The sequence below is a fragment of the Pseudomonas sp. FSL R10-0056 genome (assembly GCF_009600105.1).
Lineage (GTDB): Bacteria > Pseudomonadota > Gammaproteobacteria > Pseudomonadales > Pseudomonadaceae > Aquipseudomonas > Aquipseudomonas bubulae.
On the sequence record NZ_WIWL01000044.1, the window covers coordinates 1 to 12740 of the forward strand.

Genomic DNA, 12740 nt, shown 5'->3' on the forward strand with positions numbered 1-12740 from the left:
CAACAAGTTTTGCGGCGATGGTCTCATTGGCCTGCGCTATGCGGTGCTTGCGACAATACTTTACGTACAGAGCCTAGCAGTAGAGGATGTGGATATAGAAACGGGCACCATTCATGTGCGCAGAGCTTCAGTGGTAGGCGAATTCAAAGTACCGAAAGAGCGCTCCAGGCTGCGGACAGTCGAGCTGATCGACCCTGCCCTGGAGTTGATGCGCAAAATTATTACCGACGCTTCACAGGCTCCAAGCGTTGAGATTAAAGTGATTCAACGCGACAACATCACCAGTAAAAAACAACAGGTACGATTCTTGTTTCGCAGTAGCACCAGTGGCCTGCTTTGGAACGGCAAGACCCTGAGCAACTGGTTTACTTCACACCTTAAAAAGGCAGAGATTCGCCATCGAGGTGCAAATCAGTGCCGCCATACATTTGCGAGTCAGATGCTATCGAGCTATGTGCCTGTCGAATGGGTCGCTCGGCAACTAGGCCATGCGGATACGACTATGGTGAGAAAGCACTACGGGAGATGGATACCGCGCGATACCAAGAGCATGGCAGGGGTCGTTTCTGAGATGCTGGGATTCAGAACACATTGAATACAGGCCCAAATGGGCCTGCATACGCTCTACTACCGAACGGCTACGCGCTAAGCACAGAAACAATCTCATCTGCAGTCATGGTGCGCTGTATTAGAGTTGCTCTGATAGGCTCAAACACTTGGTATTGACGTGCATATGTACCAGCCATATGTGTGTGAGAATTTCTCTCCGCCACATCCTTCATTGATTCAAAACGATCTAGGTCATTGACCATGTAGGCTGCAGCAGTTCTGTACTTTCCTTCATTATTACCATCGTACCCGGGAAACTCCACTGCAGTTCTTATTCTTGGAATTTCACTGACAACCACCGCTTTATCGGCGGCATCTAAACGCTCAAAGCCTTGACTCAGGAAAGAATACATATCCAATGTATTCACAACCTCAGTCACATGTGGAGGATTCCTAGCACCTTCATCCTTTATGTCGTACGCCCAATCCAGAACCCAGCAATCATCCGAAGATACGGCACTAGCAATGAGATCAGGATCGAAGCTGTCAGTAATTCCGAGCTTTTTATAAATATCGCACAGCATATGAAGAATAAGCTGCTCGGTTGCAGTAGGTTGCATTTCCTTGCTCCTAAGCGCCTACAGAAAAACCCTCAATCCAAGGGAATAACCAGACAACGGAATAATGCCAAATAGCCACACCCCAGAACACCCAAAAGCATTACTAGATATTTATTGCCTAGCATCACTCACGCCGTACCACCTGAAAAGCAGGTACTTTTACCGTAAACTGCCATGAATTTCCACTCACCCACAAAAAAGCCCCTGAAATACTAAAGAATTTCAAGGGCTTACTAATATTTGATAATAATGAAGATAGAAAGACTACTTAGCGTGCATTTCATCTAAAAGTTTTACACCTACCGTAACTGCATCAGAAAAATCGATCGGAGAGGACTCGAAAATAGCAAAAGAGCCAACAACTTCTTCTGGCCGGAATCGGTATGCAGCACCAATCAAATCTTTCTGAGCTTCTTTTCGCTCAGCCGTAAGACGGGGCTCAAGCGCCGCATAAATATTAGACTGCCACAGCGTATCATCATCTCGACTTTGCCATGACGAGAGATCAAGAATATCAAAGCCCAAGCTATTAAAAAAACCAAGTATGAAGGTCGCACAAGTCAACCCCGCGCCTGGTGCATCTATAAACCCCATTTCGCCATTAAAAACAGATGCACCCGTATATTCCATCCCGTAAGGAATACCAGCAGTATTTTCATCATACAAGCGAGAAGCTTGCTCAGCAAAAAGCTCAAGTTCTTCCTCATCAAAATTCAGATTCGGGACCGAACGATAAGGCGCATTGAGGGGATCACACTTCAAAGTGTAATGCCATGCCAAATGCAGAAGACTTAAGTGTTTCTTACTACGGTCTTTGAACACTAATGCCGCATGTCGCTGTCCGGGGGTTGGCGTCTGAAGAATTGCAGCCCCGAACAGGCCTACATCACCAATAAGTTTTACCTCAGGCAATATCAACTACCTTAGGTCGAGACAACCCCCGCAAGGCTCGATCAGGGTTTTGTTCAGTTTCGGTCAGATGAGCATGCACAAGGTCATAAAGTCCCGCCCAGTTACTCAGCTTATCTCGAACACGAAATGATGTACGCAAAATTGAAACACTGGTGATCTTTCGCATCGAAGCTGGCTGGGCAGCAGCTAAAAACTCATTTAGGCTCCAGAGATCCTTAGCCTTTATATAATCTTCTACAACATCCACTACAGCTCTAATTGCCACTCTGCTTTGCTCAGAGTCAATTAGTGCTGCAGCATCCACAGCATAAATTGAATCAAGCTGTTCTTCGATAGCAGCGATGAGTTTTCCCGCTATAGGTACAACCTGAGTATCAACAAGCTTATTTACAATCCAGCCTTCTTTAACATTAAGACGAGTAATAGTACTGTCATTAAAGCCGATATATTTTTTGGCCGAAGTTAACTTATCAATATCCTTTATGGAGGAATTATAAGAAACAATATTCAGCCTAAAATCATATGCAGGAACCGAAGTAGAACTAGTAACTACAACCGAGCCGATACGGCCAGAATCATAGAACTCCGAGACTCTCCTTTCTATTGGAGCCATCATTACAGATGACTCTAACATAGAGTATGCGCTATCCATTTGCATTTTCATTAACTCCTGCTAATGCACGAGCCTCGCTGAAGAATGCCGCAATAATACTTTTATACGCATCAGCATGTGGCAACTTAGAACCGGGACTAGTGTTCAAATCAAGTTCTAACTGAATAAGATGGTTATGCTTAGTATTCATCGCTTCGTTATTTTGATACTGAACAGTCTGGCTCAACAACTGCGACCATTTTGTCAGCCTGTTCATTACCAACCCACTAATCTTAGGGAATTTCTTAGCCCTGTTCACCTGGAATACCAAGTCTGATGCATCCGAACCAAAGCTTAATTCCGGCACCAGTTCTTTGAGCATAAGTGTACTTGCCACTAAAGAATCTGGGAAAACATTGAGCGTTGCACCCATCGCCAATCGTGCAACTGTCGGCAATTTTAGCCCTTTAAGGCTAGCCTCAAAACTTGCACTTACAGATGCAAATTCCCCTAGTGATGGATGACCCATAGGATCAGTAGGTATCGCACCCAAGGCGATATCAACTCTCCCTGGATGTGATGTGATTACAAGACGACCATTCCCGAAAGGGCCTTCCTGAATCGAAAGCTGCTGCGCCGGGCGATTTGTGACCGACTCTGGCTCTGCTCCCGCAACAGACTTCCAAGACACATTAACGCCCTCAGGAACCCCCAAGAGAGTTAAACGAATTGTCTCAGTGGCCCAAGCGGTGGTCTGTGTCATTGAAATTCACTTATCGGTTTGATGGTACGAGAATCGCATGAATGCCTCACATGCGCGCTCTGGTCACACCCATTTAGGGAATGATACAAATCATGCGCAGAGTCTAGCTAACTTTGGCCCCCCTTGCCTAGGTGGCCCGCGCGAACAAACTCACGTACCACAAAGAAAACCATCAATAGATGGCAGCTACCACTAGTTAACTCGGCGCCCCACTGAGACGCCTCTATAGCGAAATGCTTGGCAAGCTCGGAGCTAGCAGTGAACGTACTTAGCTTAAATCCCTGATGAAATTGCCCTAAAAATGCCCTAAGTAGAAAGACAAAAACGAAAAAGCCCCTGAAATGTTCAACCATTTCAGGGGCTTAGTCTTGTTCAATAATGGCGGAGAGATAGGGATTCGAACCCTAGGTACTGTCGCCAGTACAACGGATTTCGAATCCGTCCCATTCGGCCACTCTGGCATCTCTCCAACGGCGCGAATAATAGCGCGGTTTTTGATTATGGCAAAGCCTTTTTTCAAAAAAACCGCGCTGTATCAGTTGCTTGCGCGCCTTTACTGCTTAAAGCGGGACGCCGAGGCGGTTTGCAACTTCTTCGTAGGCTTCGATTACGTCGCCCAGACCCTGACGGAAGCGGTCCTTGTCCATTTTCTTGCCGGTAGCCTTGTCCCACAGACGGCAGCCGTCCGGGCTGAATTCGTCACCCAGGACGATGGAACCGTCGTGGAATACGCCGAACTCAAGTTTGAAGTCGACCAGCAGCAAGCCAGCGTCATCGAACAGCTTGTTCAGTACGTCGTTGACCTTGAGCGACAGTTCTTTCATGCGAACCAGTTGCTCGGCAGTGCCCCAACCGAAAGCCACGACGTGGGATTCGTTGATGAACGGGTCGCCCTTGGCGTCGTCCTTGAGGAACAGTTCGAAGGTGTACGGGTTGAGCTTCATGCCCTCTTCCACACCCAGACGCTTGACCAGGCTGCCCGCTGCGTAGTTACGCACAACGCACTCGACCGGGATCATGTCGAGTTTCTTCACCAGGCACTCGTTGTCACCCAGCAGTTTGTCGAATTGGGTCGGCACGCCGGCTTCTTCGAGTTTCTGCATGATGAAGGCGTTGAACTTGTTGTTCACCATGCCCTTGCGATCAAGTTGTTCGATACGCTTGCCGTCGAACGCCGAAGTGTCGTTGCGAAACAGCAGGATCAAGCGGTTTTCGTCGTCGGTCTTGTAAACCGATTTCGCTTTACCGCGATAGAGTTCTTCACGTTTTTCCATGATGGGCTCCGCATGCTAAGTAGGTGGGCTAGGCGATTGTGCGCCAGTCGAGCCCTGAATCTTGATCGGCCAGTTGCAGCCAGTCCGGGTCGCACCCTAGGGTGTCGACAAAACATTGCCGGGCCAGCTGCGGCAGGTTGTTCTTGCTGCTGAGGTGGGCCAGTACCAGGTGTTGCAGGTCTTGCCAGCCCAACTCGGCCACCAGGCTTGCGGCCTGGTGGTTGTTCAAATGTCCTTCCTGGCCCCCTACCCGGCGCTTGAGAAACGCAGGGTAGTGACCACGGGCAAGCAGGTCCCGACAGTGGTTGGCTTCAATCATCAGCGCATCCAGGTCGCGATAGCTGTCCAGCACGCCAGCACAATACGAACCCAGGTCGGTCAGCAAGCCGAACCGCCGCTTGCCGTCACTGAATACATACTGGGTGGGTTCCTGGGCATCATGGGCGACCAGGGTCACACTGATATTCAAGGCTCCGATTTGCAGCGTCTGACCACCCGCCACGTAACCGGCGGCCTCCAGAGGCTTGCGCATCCCGCGCTGGGTACCACGACTCATGTACACCGGCAAATTGTAGCGACGCGACAGCAAACCCACGCCATGCACATGGTCGGCATGTTCGTGGGTGACCAGAATCGCGCTCAGCTGGTGAGCGCTGATACCGAGCCTGGCGAGACGACGCTCGGTTTCTCGCAACGAGAAACCGCAATCGACCAGTACATAGGTGCTGTCGCTGGCTATCAGCGTGCCATTCCCTTGGCTACCACTGCCGAGAACGGCAAAACGCATACAATCAGCCCAGGTTGTCTTGGATAACGCCCAGCACCTTGCGCGCCACTTCTGGCGAGGCAACGGTGTTGATGTTTTCTTCGACGGTCACTTGCACGCTTTCACCCACCTTGCTCAGGCGAACCTGATAGCGCTGGGCACGGGCTTCAACTTCTTCCTTGTCCGGCTTGCTGCCAAAGAGACCGGAGAAGAAACCAGGTTTCTCGTCCTTCTTCTCGGCTTTTTCGGCGAGGTTGATGTAGTACAGGCCCAACGTGCGGTTGATGTCTTCAACGCGCCATTCGCCCTGTTCAAGTGCACGACCTACGCTGGACCAGGCACGGTCGAGGTCTTCGGTCAGAGTCAGCACCGGGTTGCCGCTGCCGTCTTCGTTCAGGCTCACACGTGCAGGGGTGTCGAAATCACGGGCAGCCAGCAGCGAAACCGAACCGCCCTTCTCGGCGTTGCGGCTCATGCTGATCAGCATTTCATCAACCAGGGCTGCATCCAGACCGGTGTTGACCGAGCGGTTGCCAAAGTCGACGTTGGCACTGCTACCGGCCGGGCGGTTGGCACTGACCACGTAGATTTCGCTGGTATTGCGCTGCACACCCGGCTCGATGCGTACCCGCAGGCGGGTTTCGCTGTCGGAGGCCAGGCCGCTGCTGCCCACATGACGGGCGATCGGAGCGGAAAGCTCGTCAGCACGCTGCCAGCTCGTGGTGAACTCGCCGGTTTGCGGGCGCTGTTCGTCGATGCGGAAGCCATTGTCCTGGAAGAATTGCATCGCTACCGGCCAAACCTCTGACGGCGAACGCTGCGCCATGACCCAGCGGCTGTCGCCACTTTTCTGCAGGCTGAAATCGCTGGCACTGGCGGCTACAGCCAACGGCTGTGGACGCGGTACTTCAAACTCGCCCTTGACGTTGTCGTCGGGCACATTGCTGGGGATCGGCAACAGCGGCACAAGGCGCTTGTCAGTCTGGACACCCGGCGGCAACTGCATTGGAGCGGTTTGACGCGCCTCCAGGTAGTCGCTGCCACGGTCGCGGAAGTAACCCTCTTGACCCCACAGCCAACCGCAGCCGCTGGTGCTGGAAATAATCACGGCTAGTGCGGAAAGTCCGGTCAATCGCTTCATGCGTAGTGCTTCCTCAATTAAACCAAGACACCGGACTGGCGCATTGCCTGACGCAGTGGTTCGTGGCAAGGCTCGCTGAGCCAGGTGAGTGGCAGACGGATACCGTCCGACATCATGCCCATCTCATGCAGCGCCCATTTCACGGGGATAGGGTTGGATTCGATAAACAGGGTTTTATTGAGCGGCATCAGCTTTTCGTGCAGCGCGCGGGCAGTGTCGGCATCGCCACGCATCGCAGCAGCGCACAGGTCGCTCATGTCACGCGGAGCAACGTTGGCGGTTACCGAGATATTGCCCTTGCCGCCGAGCAGGATCAGCTCGACTGCGGTGGCGTCGTCGCCGGAGTACACCAGGAAGTCGCTGCTCACCCCTGCCAGAATGGCCGGTACGCGCGTCAGGTCGCCGGTGGCTTCCTTGATACCGATGATGTTCGGCACGGTGGAAAGACGAATGACGGTAGCCGGCAGCATGTCGCAGGCGGTACGGCCCGGAACGTTGTACAGGATCTGCGGGATATCGACCGCTTCGGCGATCGCCTTGAAGTGCTGGTACAGGCCTTCCTGGGTCGGCTTGTTGTAATACGGTGTCACCAGCAGACATGCATCGGCGCCAGCGGCCTTTGCATTGGTGGTGAGTTCGATCGCTTCACGCGTCGAGTTGGCGCCCGTGCCGGCAATCACCGGAATGCGCCCTGCAACCTGCTTGACGACATGACGAATCACTTCAATGTGTTCGTTCACATCCAGAGTTGCCGATTCACCTGTAGTGCCAACGGCAACAATGGCGTTGGTGCCCTCTTGCAGGTGAAAGTCCACCAGTTTGCTCAGAGCGTCCCAATCAAGACGACCTTGTGCATCCATAGGTGTGACCAGTGCCACCATACTGCCCGCAATCATGCAACCGCTCCTGCCGGAAAAAGAGAGCCGTAATGGTACTGGCGCCATGACCCTTGCACAAGCAACAGCGCGCCCGATGAGCATTCCCCTTCGCGTTGCTTTTCGCTACCCTTCAGCCTTTGATTGGTACTGATGTGTGCGCAAGTCTGTTTCACAGGCCCTCAGCAAGCGCCAAAAGCCCCGCCCAAACGCCACCGAGCACGTTTTGCAGAGCCTGCAAACCGCCTGGAACGCAGTATTGACGGGCTTCTGACGCTCAAGTGTTACCTGATACTCAACTTGCCTGCCATCGACCGTACTGACCGCTCATCGTTTTAGGAAGGTTGAATGTCCACCCCCACAGTTCGCGAACAATTCCTTGTCATCAGTGCCCTTGGCGCCAACCCAATGGAGCTGACTAACGTGCTGTGCCGCGCCAGCCATGAAAATCGCTGCGCTGTCGTGACCTCGCGCTTGACTCGCCACGGCGAATGCAGTGCCCTGGTCCTGGAAGTTACCGGTAGCTGGGACGCCCTGGCACGCCTTGAAGCTGGCTTGCCTGCGCTGGCCAAAAAGCACGCGTTCAGCGTCAATGTAGTACGCAGTGCGGCCCTTGAAACCCGCCCGCAGGCGCTGCCGTACGTGGCCTATGTCAGCTCGGCCTACCGCTCGGACATCATCAACGAGCTGTGCCAGTTCTTCATGGACCATAACGTCGAGCTGGAAAACCTGACGTGCGATACCTATCAGGCGCCACAAACCGGCGGCACCATGCTCAACGCCACCTTCACTGTGACCTTGCCGGCCGGCGTGCAAATCAGCTGGCTGCGTGATCAGTTCCTCGACTTCGCCGACGCGCTGAACCTGGACGCACTGATCGAACCTTGGCGCCCACAGAACCCGATGTAAGGAAACCGATTCAATGGCTGTTGCAATTGACCAACCCGTAGACGATTTCCAGATCCCGGCGACGAGTGAAAAAACCGTCAGCCTGTCGCAGCTCAAGGGCAAGCAGGTAGTGATCTACTTCTATCCCAAGGACAGCACGCCGGGCTGCACCACTGAGGGCCAGGGTTTTCGCGACCATTACGCCGAGTTCCAGGCGGCCAATACCGAAGTGTTTGGTGTGTCCCGCGACAGCCTCAAGTCCCATGAGAACTTCAAGGCCAAGCAGGGTTTTCCGTTTGAGTTGCTGAGCGACAAGGACGAAGCCCTGTGCCAGCTGTTTGACGTGATCAAGCTGAAAAAACTGTACGGCAAGGAGTACCTCGGCGTGGACCGCAGCACCTTCCTGATCGACAAGGATGGCGTGTTGCGTCACCAATGGCGCGGCGTGAAAGTGCCGGGGCATGTCGAGGCGGTACTTGAGCAGGCCAAGGCGTTGAATAACGGCTAAGCAAAACTCTGTGGGAGCGGGCTTGCTCGCGATTCAGGCGACGCGGTTTGTCAGGCAAACCGCATAGACCTATCGCGAGCAAGCCCGCTCCCACATGAGTCACAGCGTATTACTGACGCACCAACCGCACATTCTGGAACTCGACCGCTTCGGTGCTGCGGTACGGGTTTATATCCAGCCCGCCACGGCGCACATAGCGCGCATACACGGTCAACTTCTCGGGCTTGAGCAAACGCTGCAGGTCGAGAAAGATCCGCTCCACACACTGCTCATGAAAGTCCGAATGCTGGCGAAAGCTCACCAGGTACGCCAGCAAACTGGCGTGATCCAGCGCCGCCCCACGGTACTCGACCACCACCGTGCCCCAGTCCGGCTGACTGGTGACCGGGCAGTTGGATTTGAGCAAATGGCTGTAGACGCTTTCTTCAACCACCTGGGAATCGTCGCACTTGAGCAATTCAGGACGCGGCTGCGCGTAATCACTGACCGTGATATCCAGGTCATCAATGCACACACCCGGCAATACGGCTACGCCATCAGCCTGAACTTCATCCAGACTGCGTACGCGCACGCTGACAGGCTTGCCGGATGCGGCCGACAAATCTGCACGCAATGTAGCCTCAAGGCTCGGGGTATCGGCAAATACCGTCTGGTTCAGCGAGTTGAGATACAGCTTGAACGACTTGGACTCGACGATATTCGGCGAATCGGCGGCAAAGCAAAACTCGCCAATGGCCACCACCGGCTTGCCCGATGGCAACAACCAGGACAGCTCGAAGCAGGTCCAGAAATCCACGCCGACATAAGGCAGCGTTTCGGCGCTCAGCCCCAGCTCGGCCCATTTCGCCGCGCGCGGGATCGGGAACAGCAAGGACGGGGTATAAGTGCTGATGTATTCACTGGACTTGCCCAGCGGGGAATGTTCGGCGGCGGGATGCATGACAAAAACCTGGCTAGAAAAACCCGGTAATTCTATCGGGTTTAAGCCAGGCTTTCAGCGTTCACCGACAATCAGGACGTTTTAAGGCGCAACTTTCACCTTGCCGACCATGCCAGCCTGATAGTGACCCGGCACATTACAGGCAAATTCCAGGTTGTCGGCGCGGGTGAAGGTCCAGGTCAACTCCGCGGTTTTACCCGGCTCGACCAGCACGCTGTTGGGGTCATCGTGCTTCATGCCCGGCATATTCATGGCGCCGTGGCCCATTGCCGAGTGATCCATGCCGTCATGCCCCATACCGGTCGGGGTAAGCATGCCGCTTTGCTGCATTTCGAGCATTTCTTTCTGATGTGCCGCGTGCATCGCCGCATTGCCCAGGTTGAACTCGTGCAATAACTGCCCTTTGTTGACCAGGACAAAACGCACCGTTTCACCGGCTGTCACATCCAGCGACTTTGGCGTGAAGGCAATATCAGTCATGTCGATTTCAACCGTGCGCGTGGCGCTGGCGGCAGGTGCGGGCTGACCAAAATCAAAATGCCCGGCAGGCGATGCCATTACCGGCAGGCTCAAGGCCAAAAAACAGCCAGCAAGCGACAAACGGATACGTGCGGTCATACTTACTCCCAGAAACAAAAATGTCAGGCTTGGCGCTACTTTAAAGTCTCGGCACTGGCATTCAACTGACTGCAAGATTACAACTTTGTCAGCTTGACCCTGCATAACCTGCACCAAGGTATAAGGCTGAGGATAATTTTTATGATGAGTCGACCATGAAACTGCTGATAGTCGAAGACCAGGTCAAAACCGGACAGTACTTGCGCCAGGGCCTGAGCGAGGCCGGGTTCACCACCGAACTGGCGGCCGACGGTATTACCGGGCAACACCTGGCCCTGACCGGGGATTACTCGCTGCTGATTCTCGACGTCATGCTGCCCGGCCGTGATGGCTGGCAAATCCTGCAAGCGGTGCGTAGCGCCGGACTGAGCATGCCGGTGCTGTTTTTGACCGCACGGGATGCGGTCGCTGACCGCGTCCACGGCCTGGAGCTGGGGGCCGATGATTATCTGGTCAAGCCGTTCGCCTTTTCCGAGCTGCTGGCACGGGTTCGCAGCCTGTTGCGCCGCGGTAGCAACACTCCCCAGGAGACCAGCCTGCAACTGGCCGACCTGCGCCTTGATCTGATCCGCCGCCGTGTTGAGCGCAACGGCCAGCGCATCGACCTTACCGCCAAGGAATTCGCCCTGCTGGAGCTGCTGCTACGCCGTCAGGGAGAAGTGCTGCCCAAGTCGTTGATTGCTTCACAGGTATGGGACATGAACTTTGACAGCGACACCAACGTCATCGAAGTGGCGATTCGCCGCCTGCGCCTGAAAATCGACGACAACCATGAGCAGAAGCTGATCCACACCGTGCGCGGCATGGGTTATGTGCTTGAAGAGCGCAGCAGTTGATGCGCCGCCTGTCGTTGAGCAGCCGCCTGGCGCTGCTGTTTGCCGGTTGTACCGCCGTGGTATCGCTGTTTGCCGGGGTGCTGTTCGGACGCGCCAGCGAGGTGCATTTTGTCGAGCTCGACCAGCAACTGATGGAAAGTCGCCTCGCCGTACTACGCAGTACGCTGCAAGGGGCTGACACCCTTGAACGCTTCACCCTGCGCCTGCCCGCCCTGATGCAGGATCTGGCCCACCAGCCGGACCTGGCGATACGGGTGCGCGGCCCGGACGGGCATCTATGGTTTGACAGCTCACCGCGCCTGCCACTGGCGCTTGAGACCCGCCCGGGCTTGGGCAGCCTGCAAATAAACGGCACCGATTACCGTGTTCTGGTCCCGCAGACCGACAGCCCCGATGCGCCGCATCTGACCCTGTTGCTGGATATCACCCACCACCAGCACTTCCTGCAGCGCATGCAGAGGTTGATCTGGATGACTGTAGGCCTGTCGGCACTGGCCACGGCGATTCTTGGTGCGTGGGCAGCCCGCAGCGGCTTGCGCCCTCTGCGCCGCATGAGCGCGATCGCAGCCAGCGTTTCGGCCGACTCGCTTAACGCCCGCCTGCCCCAGGAACAAATGCCCGCTGAACTGGCAGAGCTGGCCACGGCTTTTAACGCCATGCTTGCGCGACTGGACGATTCATTCCAGCGATTGTCGGCATTCTCCGCCGACATCGCACATGAACTGCGTACGCCATTGTCCAACCTGCTGACCCACACCCAGGTCACCCTGACCCGCCCCCGGGGCATTGAAGAGTACCGCGAGGCACTGCATAGCAACCTTGAAGAGCTGCAATGGATGGCGCAACTGGTCAACGACATGCTCTATTTGGCCAAGGCCGATCACGGCTTGCTTACGCCTCGGCGCGAAGCCCTGGATCTGGGTCAGGAAGTGGAGGCATTACTGGAGTTTTATGCGCTGCTGGCCGAAGACTCGCACATTGAACTGACCCGCGAAGGCAATGCACTTCTTGCAGGCGACCGCAGCATGCTGCGCCGCGCCCTTTCCAACCTGCTGGATAACGCCTTGCGCTATACGCCGGCGGGTGGCGCGATCAAAGTGCTGATTGAGGCTTTGCCGGGCACTGCGCGCATCAGCATTGAGAACACGGGCACGGGAATCCCTGCAGAACTGCTGCCACGCCTGTTTGACCGGTTTTACCGGGCAGATCCGGCACGCCGTGAAGGCAGCAGTGAGCATGCGGGGCTGGGGCTGGCGATCACCCAGTCGATCATTCGTGCCCATGGCGGACAGATCTGCTGTGAGTCGCAGGAGGGGGTAACGCGGTTTGTCGTGGAGCTGCCAGCAAAGCTGCCCTCACCCCAGCCCTCTCCCGGAGGGAGAGGGAGCTGATTTGTGGCGCTGCGCAGAACTGCTTTTGCCTTTAGTCCCCTCTCCCTCCGGGAGAGGGTTAGGGTGA

General features: G+C 55.0%; 15 protein-coding genes and 1 tRNA gene. 5 read left to right on the forward strand and 11 right to left on the reverse strand.

Features of this window, described 5'->3' with window-relative positions:
• Positions 1-595, forward strand: a 595-nt coding sequence (locus GHO42_RS02470; RefSeq protein WP_256670532.1) for a tyrosine-type recombinase/integrase, incomplete at its 5' end; no start/stop codon positions are given.
• A 43-nt stretch (positions 596-638) separates the two neighbouring features.
• Here GHO42_RS02470 and GHO42_RS02475 read toward each other — a convergent pair.
• The 9 genes from GHO42_RS02475 to dapA form a co-directional block, all read right to left on the reverse strand.
• Positions 639-1169 carry a YfbU family protein gene (locus GHO42_RS02475; RefSeq protein ID WP_153327229.1) on the reverse strand — a complete coding sequence of 177 codons (531 nt, stop codon included), beginning with the start codon at positions 1167-1169 and terminating at the stop codon, positions 639-641.
• Positions 1170-1433: 264 nt separating this feature from the next.
• A complete protein-coding gene (locus GHO42_RS02480) occupies positions 1434-2081 on the reverse strand; it encodes a hypothetical protein (RefSeq protein WP_153327228.1) in 648 nt (215 codons plus the stop codon).
• Entirely contained in the window at positions 2074-2739 is a 666-nt protein-coding gene (locus tag GHO42_RS02485) for a hypothetical protein (protein ID WP_153327226.1), read from the reverse strand. Before GHO42_RS02485 ends, GHO42_RS02480 begins: the two co-directional genes overlap by 8 nt.
• A complete protein-coding gene (locus GHO42_RS02490) occupies positions 2726-3436 on the reverse strand; it encodes a hypothetical protein (protein ID WP_153327224.1) in 711 nt (236 codons plus the stop codon). Before GHO42_RS02490 ends, GHO42_RS02485 begins: the two co-directional genes overlap by 14 nt.
• 379 nt (positions 3437-3815) lie before the next feature.
• Positions 3816-3905, reverse strand: a tRNA-Ser gene (locus GHO42_RS02495).
• Between the two features lie 91 nt (positions 3906-3996).
• A complete protein-coding gene (purC, locus tag GHO42_RS02500) occupies positions 3997-4710 on the reverse strand; it encodes a phosphoribosylaminoimidazolesuccinocarboxamide synthase (RefSeq protein ID WP_019410660.1) in 714 nt (237 codons plus the stop codon).
• A gap of 28 nt (positions 4711-4738) precedes the next feature.
• The gene (locus GHO42_RS02505; protein WP_095002187.1) at positions 4739-5497 is read right to left on the reverse strand and encodes an MBL fold metallo-hydrolase; all 759 of its coding nucleotides are present in this window, start codon (positions 5495-5497) and stop codon (positions 4739-4741) included.
• Between the two features lie 4 nt (positions 5498-5501).
• Entirely contained in the window at positions 5502-6617 is a 1116-nt protein-coding gene (gene bamC / locus GHO42_RS02510) for an outer membrane protein assembly factor BamC (RefSeq protein WP_153327222.1), read from the reverse strand.
• Between the two features lie 17 nt (positions 6618-6634).
• Positions 6635-7513: a 4-hydroxy-tetrahydrodipicolinate synthase gene (dapA, locus tag GHO42_RS02515; RefSeq protein ID WP_095002189.1), complete on the reverse strand. Its 879-nt coding sequence runs from the start codon at positions 7511-7513 to the stop codon at positions 6635-6637.
• 327 nt (positions 7514-7840) lie between these two features.
• Between dapA and GHO42_RS02520 the strand changes: the two genes are divergently transcribed.
• Positions 7841-8401 carry a glycine cleavage system protein R gene (locus GHO42_RS02520; RefSeq protein WP_016780071.1) on the forward strand — a complete coding sequence of 187 codons (561 nt, stop codon included), beginning with the start codon at positions 7841-7843 and terminating at the stop codon, positions 8399-8401.
• A 13-nt stretch (positions 8402-8414) separates the two neighbouring features.
• Positions 8415-8888 carry a peroxiredoxin gene (locus tag GHO42_RS02525; protein ID WP_095002190.1) on the forward strand — a complete coding sequence of 158 codons (474 nt, stop codon included), beginning with the start codon at positions 8415-8417 and terminating at the stop codon, positions 8886-8888.
• Between the two features lie 109 nt (positions 8889-8997).
• On the opposite strand, the gene queF is transcribed toward GHO42_RS02525, so the two are convergent.
• Positions 8998-9828, reverse strand: a complete 831-nt coding sequence (queF, locus tag GHO42_RS02530) for an NADPH-dependent 7-cyano-7-deazaguanine reductase QueF (RefSeq protein ID WP_095019361.1) — start codon at positions 9826-9828, stop codon at positions 8998-9000.
• An 81-nt stretch (positions 9829-9909) separates the two neighbouring features.
• On the reverse strand, positions 9910-10446 hold the full coding sequence (locus GHO42_RS02535) for a plastocyanin/azurin family copper-binding protein (RefSeq protein ID WP_153327220.1): 537 nt from the start codon (positions 10444-10446) through the stop codon (positions 9910-9912).
• A gap of 155 nt (positions 10447-10601) precedes the next feature.
• Here GHO42_RS02535 and GHO42_RS02540 point away from each other — a divergent pair, with 155 nt between their 5' ends.
• Together GHO42_RS02540 and GHO42_RS02545 are read left to right on the forward strand one after the other, a co-directional pair.
• A complete protein-coding gene (locus GHO42_RS02540) occupies positions 10602-11282 on the forward strand; it encodes a heavy metal response regulator transcription factor (protein WP_095002193.1) in 681 nt (226 codons plus the stop codon).
• Positions 11282-12673 (forward strand): heavy metal sensor histidine kinase, encoded by a 1392-nt coding sequence (locus tag GHO42_RS02545; RefSeq protein ID WP_150629188.1) that lies wholly within the window; start codon positions 11282-11284, stop codon positions 12671-12673. The genes GHO42_RS02540 and GHO42_RS02545 overlap by 1 nt, the downstream gene beginning before the upstream one ends.
• Positions 12674-12740 lie beyond the last annotated feature (67 nt).

Bases quoted from the DNA above. Each gene is read 5' to 3' on its own strand.
- GHO42_RS02485 (WP_153327226.1), bottom strand. From the start codon at position 2,739: ATGCAAATGGATAGCGCATACTCTATGTTAGAGTCATCTGTAATGATG.
- queF (WP_095019361.1), bottom strand. From the start codon at position 9,828: ATGCATCCCGCCGCCGAACATTCCCCGCTGGGCAAGTCCAGTGAATAC.
- GHO42_RS02535 (WP_153327220.1), bottom strand. From the start codon at position 10,446: ATGACCGCACGTATCCGTTTGTCGCTTGCTGGCTGTTTTTTGGCCTTG.
- GHO42_RS02475 (WP_153327229.1), bottom strand. From the start codon at position 1,169: ATGCAACCTACTGCAACCGAGCAGCTTATTCTTCATATGCTGTGCGAT.
- purC (WP_019410660.1), bottom strand. From the start codon at position 4,710: ATGGAAAAACGTGAAGAACTCTATCGCGGTAAAGCGAAATCGGTTTAC.
- GHO42_RS02545 (WP_150629188.1), top strand. From the start codon at position 11,282: ATGCGCCGCCTGTCGTTGAGCAGCCGCCTGGCGCTGCTGTTTGCCGGT.
- dapA (WP_095002189.1), bottom strand. From the start codon at position 7,513: ATGATTGCGGGCAGTATGGTGGCACTGGTCACACCTATGGATGCACAA.
- GHO42_RS02490 (WP_153327224.1), bottom strand. From the start codon at position 3,436: ATGACACAGACCACCGCTTGGGCCACTGAGACAATTCGTTTAACTCTC.
- GHO42_RS02520 (WP_016780071.1), top strand. From the start codon at position 7,841: ATGTCCACCCCCACAGTTCGCGAACAATTCCTTGTCATCAGTGCCCTT.
- GHO42_RS02525 (WP_095002190.1), top strand. From the start codon at position 8,415: ATGGCTGTTGCAATTGACCAACCCGTAGACGATTTCCAGATCCCGGCG.
- GHO42_RS02505 (WP_095002187.1), bottom strand. From the start codon at position 5,497: ATGCGTTTTGCCGTTCTCGGCAGTGGTAGCCAAGGGAATGGCACGCTG.
- bamC (WP_153327222.1), bottom strand. From the start codon at position 6,617: ATGAAGCGATTGACCGGACTTTCCGCACTAGCCGTGATTATTTCCAGC.
- GHO42_RS02540 (WP_095002193.1), top strand. From the start codon at position 10,602: ATGAAACTGCTGATAGTCGAAGACCAGGTCAAAACCGGACAGTACTTG.